At 41.8% G+C, this 10,630-nt stretch carries 8 protein-coding genes; 5 read left to right on the forward strand and 3 right to left on the reverse strand.

Annotation, left to right across the window (positions count from 1 at the left end):
* The 3 genes from PL85_RS17925 to PL85_RS17935 all read right to left on the reverse strand — a co-directional run.
* Positions 1-1,698, reverse strand: a 1,698-nt coding sequence (locus PL85_RS17925; protein WP_215809364.1) for an ATP-binding protein, incomplete at its 3' end; no start/stop codon positions are given.
* A 4-nt stretch (positions 1,699-1,702) separates the two neighbouring features.
* Positions 1,703-2,128 (reverse strand): hypothetical protein, encoded by a 426-nt coding sequence (locus PL85_RS17930; RefSeq protein ID WP_095661226.1) that lies wholly within the window; start codon positions 2,126-2,128, stop codon positions 1,703-1,705.
* A 3-nt stretch (positions 2,129-2,131) separates the two neighbouring features.
* Complete coding sequence (locus PL85_RS17935; RefSeq protein ID WP_115340354.1) at positions 2,132-2,506, reverse strand: hypothetical protein; 375 nt, start codon at positions 2,504-2,506, stop codon at positions 2,132-2,134.
* A 324-nt stretch (positions 2,507-2,830) separates the two neighbouring features.
* Between PL85_RS17935 and PL85_RS17940 the strand changes: the two genes are divergently transcribed.
* The 5 genes from PL85_RS17940 to PL85_RS17960 are packed head-to-tail and all read left to right on the forward strand — an operon-like array spanning position 2,831 to position 10,461.
* Positions 2,831-3,661 carry a TnsA endonuclease N-terminal domain-containing protein gene (locus tag PL85_RS17940; RefSeq protein WP_095661227.1) on the forward strand — a complete coding sequence of 277 codons (831 nt, stop codon included), beginning with the start codon at positions 2,831-2,833 and terminating at the stop codon, positions 3,659-3,661.
* A complete protein-coding gene (locus PL85_RS17945; RefSeq protein WP_095661228.1) occupies positions 3,645-5,735 on the forward strand; it encodes a Mu transposase C-terminal domain-containing protein in 2,091 nt (696 codons plus the stop codon). The genes PL85_RS17940 and PL85_RS17945 overlap by 17 nt, the downstream gene beginning before the upstream one ends.
* A complete protein-coding gene (locus tag PL85_RS17950) occupies positions 5,732-7,360 on the forward strand; it encodes an AAA family ATPase (protein WP_095661229.1) in 1,629 nt (542 codons plus the stop codon). Before PL85_RS17945 ends, PL85_RS17950 begins: the two co-directional genes overlap by 4 nt.
* Positions 7,361-8,905 carry a TnsD family Tn7-like transposition protein gene (locus PL85_RS17955; protein WP_095661230.1) on the forward strand — a complete coding sequence of 515 codons (1,545 nt, stop codon included), beginning with the start codon at positions 7,361-7,363 and terminating at the stop codon, positions 8,903-8,905.
* Entirely contained in the window at positions 8,863-10,461 is a 1,599-nt protein-coding gene (locus tag PL85_RS17960) for a Tn7-like element transposition protein TnsE (protein ID WP_095661231.1), read from the forward strand. The genes PL85_RS17955 and PL85_RS17960 overlap by 43 nt, the downstream gene beginning before the upstream one ends.
* Positions 10,462-10,630 lie beyond the last annotated feature (169 nt).

Consider the following 10,630-nt stretch of genomic DNA (forward strand, 5'->3'; position numbering starts at 1 on the left):
GTCTGGCTGGAGCAGATCACTATATTCAGATAATAAGTAGGCTTGAGCATTATCTTTTTTGACTTTTATATCTTTAGAAATAACCTTAGAGGGAGCCAAGCTCGAAGAGACGTTTTTATCCGATTCAATATCAGGCACTTTTGATTCTGGTTTCGTTGAGTCAGAAGGCAGAACAACGTTATCACCTGCTCTTAAAGGAAGCTCTATTTTGTCAATATCACCTAGTTCCTCGTTCTCCTCTTCATAAGTATCAAAACCAGACCAAAGAGTATTGATTGCCTTAGTTATTCGGCTCTCAGTACTTTCAAACTCATTTCCAATAGACTTCTCAAATGCCTCTAACTTCTTGGCATGTTGCTTCTTTCGCTCGCGAATCAACCAAGCTTCATAATTTATCGTTGCCCAATCTAGAGACATGCGAATAGCCTTTTTAAGGCTCTTAAAGTTAGCATCAGCAACTAAGCCTTCACGGTCCATCTTAACTTGAAAAGCTTCAACGGCTTTACCTGAAATGACAACATCACCAATAAGTGATCTCGTACCAGGGTGATTTAACATTACTCTACTAGGTTTTTCTAGACCCATCTCAGAAGCTAGGTCTATTAATTCAGGGTAATCACTTGGACCACGGCGACGAGATATGTCATGAGCAATACTTAACCAGTCATCCCCTTCATTCACATCGCCATATGGGTAAACCCTAAATCCATTCAGATAAAGTTTTATTCCGGCATGCGTACCGGTCACATCCTTTAAAACAGAGTTTGTCAACAAGGTTGGATCTCGACGATATTCAATTCCATCACGGCTTTTAAGTGGTACTACATGGATAGTGAATGAAATACCGGCTAGAGGAAGAAATTCTTCTTTTAAATAAGAGTAAGCCTGAAGCTCTGAGTTCTTACTTTCTAGTTCAAAGAATAGAAAGCCATCATCATCGATACGACCTACAACGGTTCCCCATCCAGAACTAAGGAGTTTCTCATCAGCCTTAAAGCTTGCACTTCCTATAATGCTTCTAAATTCTGGAGCGGTAATATTGGAAGAAAAACCAGGGTCTTCTGCAAAACCTTTGCGCTTTGCGGGCATAGCAATAGAAATCAAAGTGATGCTCTTAAGTATCATTTTGAAGTCACGCTCAGTTACACGCTCTCTTAACCGCTTTAGTTTAAGAGTTGTACCAATCTCGCCCTCTGATGAGATATAGGTATTATAACGACATTGCACGTTAGATAGCGGTACGCCAGGGATAAAATCGTCCCAATCGAATAAAACTGTAGTATGTTCAAATCCTTGTTCGGTCTTTGCACAAGTTGTGAGTTCTAGCTGCTCGGCAAGTCGTTGGCATGCAAAGCGACCGATACCTTTGTTACCCGTTACTGGCCGACCATATAACTTACTAAATGGGTTAGTTCGCTTGTTGCTAGTACCGATAGTCATCCAGTTTTTTTCAATGATATCAAAAGTCATACCAAGACCTTTGTCGGCAATAACAAGCTCTGAGTTTGTTAAGTCATAACGTGATGCATTAGTCAATGACACATCGACAGTTTGACTATCGGCATCGTAAGCGTTCTTAATCAACTCAGAAATACCAATATGGTTCCTACTGACAAGCCTTTCACCTAACTCTGTGATTAACTGAGCGTCCACATCGAAAACAAGAGAATCTTCTTTTTCATTAAATTTTTCGACCACTAGTTCAACCTTTCCCTTTTATAAAGTGCTTATTAGCCAGTGCCAAAATTATTCCAGGCAAACCCACATCACTAAATAAGGATAATGTGTAAAAAATTCCGTTGTTCATTTGACCGAAATAAAGCTTACCAGTTTCTTTGGAGTACTTTTCATCTTTGATATGTAAGTCAATGCGGCTATCAACAACCATATTTTCTTTATCGCGAGCCCACATGGGTTTTAAAAGAGATTGTTCAGCATCGTCGATGACGAAATACATTCTAAGGCTCGTAAAAACCAACCAACACTGTTGAGTATCACTCTTAAAGATCAGCAATGCGTCAGCTTCTTCGACTCCTTCAGCGTCATCAAACCTATCGAATTCACGGATAGAATCGATGACTTGTTTTTTCTTGTGGAAGCTAGAGCGGCCTAATAAAAAATTCAACATACTTTACTCCGTAGAAACCCGTTCTTTGGATAGTTCACTGCTTGCAGAGGCTAACAATCGTGGAAGTACCAATGGCCATGCTGCTCCAACAAATACACTAGCAGTCCGGCTGACTTCAAAAATATCAGAAGCAGCACCCACAAGACCTGCGATTCCTGCACCAACCCCCCATAATACAACAACAAACACTCCATTCCAGCCACTGTATGACAACTTTAACAGGCTGTTTTTATTCGTTGCTTTTGATGTGCAAAAATCGAGTATCACGATCAAAAGGCCGAAAATTGCTGCTGCGAAACCAAAGGTAACGACAGTATAGCTATCATGTGTAGCTTCTCCTAAAAGCGCTAAATCTAGTGCTAGTAGTATTGTATCCATTAATGAATTTCCATTGCTAATGCTTCAATTAATTCTCTTGAAGAACCTTTTGGTATTAAGTCTTTGCTTTTTAAGCAATACATATGTTTCTTGAAAGCTGTATACCTTGTTAATCACAACAGACTATGAAGTTATATGGTATCACTATGATGGCATATTAGACAGTTCCAACTAATGACTTCTGAATTGTTATGTTTTGCTTAAATTATTAATAATATTGACATTGATTGCCTTTGGAATATTGGCGCTTTATATTTGTAATAAAGTTGCATACTAAACTGACTCTGGCTATGCTTGATTTATGAGCAATGACGACAGTTTTATATGGCAAAAAGTAAGTACTCTCCCTCAGAGGCTAGATACAAGCGCTGGATAAAAGAAGGCCGGGGGAATGGCTTGGGTGTTGATTATCTTCCTTGGATAACGGTTCGGGATGTTCCATCCGATGGTCGTTCTCATCGTGTCTTTGGTCATAAAAGCCAGCGTACTCATCATTTACTATCTGATTTAGAACTTGCCGTATTTTTAACTCTTGAATGGAACTCCCAAACAACTGATATTCGCGAGCAGTTTCCTCTTAAACGCGAAGATACGCTTGATATTGCCCATGAGAATGGAATCAAGCATCCCGTCGAAGCAGGTGTGAAGTTGTATATGTCATCAGATTTTTTGGTTGATGGCTTAGATCTCCAACTTCCACAGTATGTCATTCAAGCCAAGTACACTAATGTTTTAAAAGATCCCCGGGTTATTGAAAAACTGGAAATTGAACGTCGGTATTGGTTACTGAAAAAGGTCCCTTGGTTCCTGGTCACAGAAAACGATGTATCCCAAATGCTTGTCCAGAATATTAGCTGGATATACCCGGCTGAGCAGGATGAGATTGAAGATGAAGTTTTATTAGACAGGACGGCGTACTACAGTGACCTTTTTCAGCAAAATCCGAATAAAACGGTTACTGATATCTGTAAGTTGACTGACCGTATTTACAATCAGCCTGATGGTTCTTCTATTTATGAAATCAGGCAATTACTGGCTAATCGCTGTTTCTACTTTGATATGTTGTCCAAACCGTTCCATCTGTTAAAAGGTAAGGATTTTGTTGTCGAGAATATGGGGAACTTAATAGGAGCTCGTCATGTTTCGAATCAATGAGGTTCTGGAGTATAAGAACGAGAGATTCCGGATTTTGAGCCGATTCGGAAACAATTTTGTTTGGATATCGATAGATAATAAAAGCGCATTCCCCAGCATTATTGACTTATATTCGCTGGATTTGGCGATTCAAGATGAATCGTTACACCGAGTCGAAGATCCCTATTCCTATTTGATTATGTTCTCGCCTGAAGATGGCAGTACAGCTCAAGTAAAAAGAGACCAAAACTATAAACTGATAAGCCCAATCATCCATCTGGAAGAATACTATCAGCCGAAACAGCGCGCTAAAGCTATTGATCTGGTCATGGCTAATCACAAAACAACCAAACAAACTTTGTATCGCCTAATTCGCCAATACTGGCAGCGGGGGCAGATTGTTAACGCGCTTCTTCCTGACTACAAAAACTCCGGCGCAAAAGGCAAAAAGCGCACTCCTGGCAAGACAAAGTTAGGGCGCCCCAGAAAGTATGATCCTGGCTCTGGGGTCAATGTTGACGAGTTTATCGAAAAGCTATTCAGGATTGCTATTCAGAAGTATTTGTTAACTGAAAAAGGATATTCATTTCCCTACGCTCATCGGCGTTTTAAAGATATGTATGAAACCTATTTTCCTGATGTGCCCGAGGCAGAAATTCCAACCAACTGGCAGATGAAGCACTTTTATCAGCGTGAATACACCCAGATAGAAAAAATCAAAAGCCGGGCAAGTCAAAATTCCTATAACAAAGATATTCGACCTTTGACCGGAACGGCGACTATGCATGCTTTGGGACCTGGTTCCCGCTTTGAAATTGATGCGACCATCGCCGATATTTACGTGGTTTCCGATGTGAACCGACGCTGGATTGTTGGACGTCCGGTTGTTTATATTGTCATCGACGTATTCAGTCGTCTGATAGTTGGATGTTACATCGGTTTTGAAAATCCCTCATATGTAGCTGCTATGCAGGCTTTACAAGTCGCGATGACTGATAAGGTTGAGTTATGTCGCCAATATGGGATAGAGATCGAATCTCAAGATTGGCCTGCAATCGGATTTCCAGATGCTATTTTGGCAGACAGAGGTGAATTGCTTGGCTATCAGATAGAAAATCTCGAAAAAAGTTTCTCGGTGCGAATTGAAAATACACCTCCGTTTCGAGGTGACGCTAAGGGTATTGTTGAGCGCAATTTCAAGACGTTGCAAGCCGACTTTACTCCATTCGCTCCTGGTGTCGTGACGGGAACCATCGTTAAAAAACGTGGTGGTAAGGATTATCGTCTTGATGCCAAGTTATCTATTTCAGATTTTAAAGAAATTATCTTGTCCTCAATTCTTTATCACAACCAGTACCATGTGATGAAGACCTATGACAGATCTGCCGATATGCCGGTTGATTTGCCGTCTGTGCCATTAGAACTGTGGAACTGGGGGATTCAGCACCGTACTGGCCGCTTGCGCTCAGCTCCTGAAGAAGCAGTAAGATTAAGTTTACTTCCCAGAGCAGATGCAACGGTCTCTGATTTGGGGATATGCATTTTTGGTATCTACTACACCTGCCAAGAGGCGATTGTCGAAGGTTGGATGCATCGAGCCCAAGAAGTGACTCGTCCGCAAAAAGTTTTGGTGGCATATGATCCCAACCTTGCCGATGAAATTTATCTGTTTCCTAGTCGAAACAGTGCCGAGCATTGGGTATGCAAACTTTCCGTCCGATCCAGGGAGTTTGTCAATTGCACTTTCTGGGAAGTGTGGCAGCGACAAGAGCAGAAAAAATACACTCATGCTGAAAGTAAAGTCAGAGCTGATAAGCATAAACGAAAGCATGAGCAGCGAGTGATTGACAAAATCAGACAAGCAGAGAAGTTAAGCCCGGATACTTCAAGCATCTCGAATACTGAACGTATAGGTGATATTCGGTCGAACCGAAAGGCTGAACTACAAAATGAACGAGACAGCAGAAAACCGAAAATACAACGAGATGTGAAAGACACGGCAGATATCATCCCTTTGCATGGTGTTCCAGAGGAAGATTATGACTACCCGAGCTATGTCGATGAGTTATTCGATGATGAGGATGATAACGAATGAGTTTGCCTAGTGAATATGTCACTGCCGTTTATCAGGATACCAGTAATCCTTCCTACAACGGGAATCCGTTTATCGAGGCGTTGCCGCCAATCATGGAAATTAAGCAATTAAAAGAAGGATTGGAAGGCAAAGTTACTTTCTCGTTAAATAACCTGCAAGACAAACCACGACAACGGGCTCACATGGTTGCTGCGTTGCTTCATGATTTCTTTCAGCCTTTATCCCAGCATGTATTACTGGAAGAACGTATTTCAATCATGATGCGGCGTGGTTACGTTGGTCGAAACCTATTGGATGGATCACTTAATAAGCACCTGCAAAATGGTTATCAGAGAGTAATGAGTGGTGATCTACAGAGTTATAAATTCAGAAATGTGTCAACGACAGCGCTCTGTCTGTCTCTTATCGGATGCTCAGGTAGTGGTAAAAGTTCAACCCTTGAGCGCATTCTTGCTACCTACCCTCAGGTTATTTATCACGAAAAACATAACTTTTTTCAACTCAGTTATCTGAAAATCGAATGCCCGAATAATGGATCGCAACAAAGTTTATGCCTGAATTTTTTCCGTGAGGTGGATAAGCGGCTAGGTACTAATTATGAAAATACGCATGGCCGCAAACGTCACGGTGTTCCAACGTTACTGGCTCTAATGAGCCAGGTTGCGAATGAACGTGCTATTGGTGTTCTGGTTATCGATGAAATTCAACGCTTGAAAATTCGCAAGGCGGTTGGCCGAGAGCAAATGTTGGAGTTTTTCGTTGAACTGGTTAATACCGTCGGTATTCCGGTGATATTGGTTGGTACACCGAAAGCTCGCCCTTTGTTTGAAGTCGAATTGCAGTCTGCAAGACGAACCACCGGCATCGGTTCTGTTTATTGGCAACCCATGCCGCAGTATCCGGAAAATCCGAATGCCAAAAGTGAATGGGTTGCTTTTACAAATAAGCTTTGGAAATACCAGTGGCTTAATCGGCGTGATGAAGTGCTGACTGATGAAATCAGAGATTGTTGGTATGAACTATCTCAAGGTGTTTTGGATATCGTGGTTAAGCTGTTTGTTTTGGCTCAGCTACGAGCCATAGCATCAAAACTGGAGCGTATAACGGTTAACGTTTTACGCTCAGTTTACGACGATGAACTTAAACCGGTACACCCTATGCTGAATGCTATTCGCCGGGGTAATCCAACCTTGATAGCTAAATACTCCGATCTCCGAGTAGAAGATATCGACAAACGACTGCTTAGCCTTCATCAAAAAATCAATCAGATCCCTGATGAGCCGGAATTACCTTTCAGTAATAACGAACAAGCGATGCGGCTTTACAGGCTACTCGTACAAACCGATTGCCAGTCTGAAATTCTCATTCCGTTGGTTGAAAAAATTTTCCGTGAACAACCCAAACTGACGATGCGCGAAATGATGCCGGTCGTACTTGATTGGTATGACGAAAGCAAGATGTTTGTCGATCAGCAACCGAAAGCGACAGTAGTTAAACGTGCAGATTGGTCAAGCCTTGAAACTTGCGATTTGCGATTTGTGTATTCACAACTGACCAAGAAAGAAGATATGTACAGTGCGCTCAAGGCCAATAAACTTATCTTGGATTTGAAAAAGGTCAGTTAAATGCTCGGTTTCCCCGTTCCGTATCCAAATGAGTTAATTTACAGCTTGGTTGCCAGGGCTGGGGTTCATAGCGGAACCATATCGCCTAAGCAGCTATTGGATGAGGTTTATGGAGACCGCAAGGTTATCGCTACGGTTGACCTACCGAGTCACCTGGCTCAAATTTCCGGGCAATATCCATCAGTTTTGAATATTACGGCTGCTTCACTGATATACCAGCACACGCTTTTCCCTATTTATGCGCCTTTTATTGAAGAAGGCAAAAGACAGGCCGGCATGCGGTGGATGGCAAATCAATCCAAAGGGCTCATACACTTGGTTTTCGGAATTGCTGCTTCAATTGTTAAGCAGCCGAAGCTACTCAGATATTGTCCCCAGTGTTTTGATGAACAACTAGCCCAATATGGTGAGCGGTATTGGATACGTGGCTGGCAAGTGTCAGGAGTTACATGGTGCCCAAAACACTCCACCCCTTTGTATGAATTTTCTATTCAACCACGCTACGAACATCGGCATGAATTTTATGCAGCGGACACAACACCAGATGGCAGACCATTAAGGCATCATAAAAAAGAAGCTTTACGCATCAGCCATGTTGTCGAACAACTTCTGCAAGTGGAACCACAAAAATCGCCAACTTCTCATCAATGGAGCTGCTATTACCATGATTTAGTCGTGCTAGCCGGTTGTAACAGAGGTTCCAATGTAAAACATGATGAAGTTCGGGAGCGTATCCATTCGTTCTGGAGTAGAGGTTGGTTGTCGGATAACCAACTCACACTGACGAAGCGAGATACCTGCTGGTTCAGAACTATTTTACGAAAGCACCGAAAATCCTTCAGCTTTATGCAGCATCTTATCATTCAGTCCAGTTTACTAGACCGAGATATTTCACCATCTGACATTTTAGTTAACGTAAAGTGTTACCCGAAAAAGCAAAGAAATGTCCATCCAGTGGTTTTGCCGAAGCGGATTAATAGAGACAAAAGAACTCAATGGCTGAAGCTGTTGAAAGAGTGCGGGTGTAAACACGCTCGATTACATAGATCGCAAGGTTTATACATGTGGTTGTATCGACATGATTACGAATGGCTAATGAAAATTAACCGACGTTACGAGCATCCGATCATATATGAAAATAGGCGGGTCGATTGGCCTAAGCGAGATCGTTCGCTCGTTCGTCGACTATGTCAGTTGCGACAAGAGTGTGAACAAGATGATTTTTCTCCCCGTATGTCGAGCACTTTTTTGCTGTCAAAACTAAAGATTGGGGCTATGCCGGAGAGGAAATTTCGGTATTTACCTTTAACTAAGCAATTCCTTGTTAAGTATTCGGAATCGGTTGCTCAATACCAAATTCGACGATTGGGCAATCAGTACATCTCACTATATTTACAAAATATTCAGATTGAACGGTGGCGTTTACTGCGAGGCTCTGGACTGAGTGAAGAGCGTTTAACTCCACTGGCTAGATGTTTTTTAACAGGAATAACGGAAGGTATATGGGCGATTACAGATTTAAGCACATCCCAGAAGATGCGTTAGTGTTGGGCGTTGGTTCGTTGTTTAAGAAAAATAGCAACGTGTTTTGGGGAATTAACCTCAGCTTTTCAAAAAAGCTTGATCGTCCATCAATACCCATTGCTGGTGTTCCATTGATTCGACGCTACAAATCATTAAGTGCAAATCAGTCTAATCAGTTAAAAGGAAGACAGTTAGCTTTTACTATTAGGGATGCTCAGCTGTGGGGCAGAAAGCGTTTAAGGGATTGCCCTGCTTTTCGTTCAATGGGGAATGGGCACAATTCTGAACAGCGGTGCTTTGAATTTGATGTGCCTGATGGTCCAACTGTTTTCCTACCTCAGCTTGAATTAGCACGTGTTCTTTTTCTACATGATAACTATATGTCCAGAATCTGTTTGGAACACGGAAAACTGTCATCAGACTTCAATATCACCAATATAAACGGGCATTGGCAGATTGATGTGATGCCAAGTTCTAGCTATCCGATTGCCGCTTTTAATGATGAACGTTCACGGCGATTCTTGAGTTGGATATTGATGGACCCTGAGGCTCGAACTTCATTTGAAAGTATTCACCAGACAATGATGAGAGAGCATACATCCAGTGGGCAGTATAAATTTTGGGATTTCTCTTTTACGCCTCCTCGCTTAAATAGGACAAAACTAGAAGTGTCAGGGTGGCACGATTGGAACAGTAACAGCTTTTTTGTCTGGGAAATTAGAAGGGTGGAAGACTTGCCATCGAGTATGCCTGATGAACTAGATTTTTATCATCCTGATTTCAGAAGGCAGGTAACAGGTCAAGGGGGCGGAGCTAATTCAGGTAGGCCTAAACGTCCGGAAGAGCACGAACTTGATGATGAGGAAGAGGCTGACCCTGATAAAAAACGTGTTGTTTTAGATTCAGAATCAGTTGGCTTGTCATTTCGCAAGCCATTCAAGACTAATCGAGTAACTGATAAAACTCGGAAGGCTAATCGCGGTAAGCCTGATGATAGTGAGTCTAATGAACAACTTCCCAATAAGTTATCTCCTAATGGTGATAATGCTACAGGTACAATTGCCGGTGCTGATTATGACGTTTTGAATGACGAAAGTGATGACGCTCATCTCTATGCAAGTAAATTTGAGACTTTCTTTCAGGTTATTGATCGTTTGGAAGCTAATCATGGATGTCAAACGTACCGATATCCGCTAAGAAAATTGCCTAAATTGGCGCGTTGTACCAAACACATGATGGCGGATGATGCTAATCCGAGATGTATGGCTATTGTCGAAGTCACTTATCATGGGCAGGTGTATCACTTTGTTGAAGTTGACACCTCTGATGCGAAGAATTCCATATCGACCATGGTATTAAAGTTAAAAGACAACGTTGCGTTGCTTGAGCAAATCGCTGAGTTAGAAGTGCGACTGCTCCAGAAGTCGCTTGCTTGGCCGCGCGATTATATCTCTCTAATTTGTGGAGATGGTAACTTCAAGGGAATCTCTCATCCTCCTTGTAAACACAAAGGTTGTATCGACCCTGCTGATATTGATAAATGGGCAGGATGGTTTATGGGATGGTTGGATTATTAGTATGACACTTTAATACTTCGATTTTTACGAAGTAGAGCCATTTCTTTCTATTTAGTATGATACTTTATTTTTTTACTAAAACCGCAACGTCATTGCACAATGCGGCTTTAGAAAATTTTTAGTATGAAACTTTATTCCTCTCTCACATATTTGTGTTCGGATAATAAAG

Source organism: Vibrio anguillarum, assembly GCF_001989995.2.
Lineage (GTDB): Bacteria > Pseudomonadota > Gammaproteobacteria > Enterobacterales > Vibrionaceae > Vibrio > Vibrio anguillarum.